The sequence below is a fragment of the Myxococcus sp. AB036A genome (assembly GCF_006547355.1).
Taxonomy (GTDB): Bacteria; Myxococcota; Myxococcia; order Myxococcales; family Myxococcaceae; genus Myxococcus; species Myxococcus virescens.
Genome location: NZ_VHLC01000224.1, coordinates 1 through 896, shown reverse-complemented (window position 1 = coordinate 896; position 896 = coordinate 1). Strand labels below are relative to the sequence as shown.

The 896-nt window shown below is 64.5% G+C and carries 2 protein-coding genes; both read left to right on the top strand.

Features of this window, described 5'->3' with window-relative positions; all coding sequences use genetic code 11:
* Positions 1-266: 266 nt before the first annotated feature.
* On the top strand, positions 267-584 hold the full coding sequence (locus FL344_RS38180) for a helix-turn-helix transcriptional regulator (protein ID WP_228565670.1): 318 nt from the start codon (positions 267-269) through the stop codon (positions 582-584).
* 51 nt (positions 585-635) lie between these two features.
* The coding region (locus FL344_RS38175; RefSeq protein WP_141621951.1) for a helix-turn-helix domain-containing protein at positions 636-896 on the top strand (261 nt) is incomplete at its 3' end.

Below are 896 nucleotides of genomic sequence, written 5' to 3'. Positions count from 1 at the left end.
TCCCTCATGGCGACTTCCTCCTGGAGACTCTGTAGGACAGCAGGACTGCGGCCACGCGCATGCGACACCCTCCCCGGCGCCGGCCCACGTTACCAGAAGCCCGGGGAAATCGCGCGAAGTCTCCCCCCACCTCCAACCACAGCCCCGAAAGGTTCCGACTCGGCTGTCAAGGCGATATAAACTAGACTATCAGGTACAGTTTACTTGATATGCACATCCCCCCTGACGCCCTCACCTTCGCCCCTCCGACGAGACGCACCCGCCCTTTGCCTGTCATCCTCGGCGAGGCCCTGCGCGAGGCCCGCCTCCGCGCGGGCTTGCAGCAGACAGAGGTAGCGACGCTCATCAACATCTCCCGCAATGCCTACAGCCGGCTCGAGCGGGGACTGATGCTTCCCAGCGTCCCGACGCTGTACCGCCTGTGCACCGTCGTCTGCACCACCCCCAACGAGTTGCTGGGCTTCTCCTACTCGCTGCCGCCGGGCACGAGCGCCATCGCCAAGGACGCCCTGCGACGCCGCGTGCGGCAACTGAACGGGCGCCAGGCCCTTGCCCTCATTCAGCTCCTGTCGGGTGAGCGCTGATGGATTGTACTCCCTTGACAACGCGCAACTCAGGTATACTCCCTTGTACCTATGAACCAACAGCTGGCAGCGCACCTTGGAAGCATCGCCCGCCTCGCTCGGGAGCAGATGAGTCTGACGCAGGTCCAAGTCGCGGAGCGCGTGGGGATGGCCTCTGCCGTCTACAGCCGGATTGAGCGCGGGCAGATGATTCCCAGCGTCGAGACGCTGAAGAAGCTGTGCATCGAGTTGATGGTGAGCCCCGAGGACCTGATGGGACTCACCGAGTCCCCCAGCAGCGGCAGTCCCACACGGCCGGACGACGACGTCACC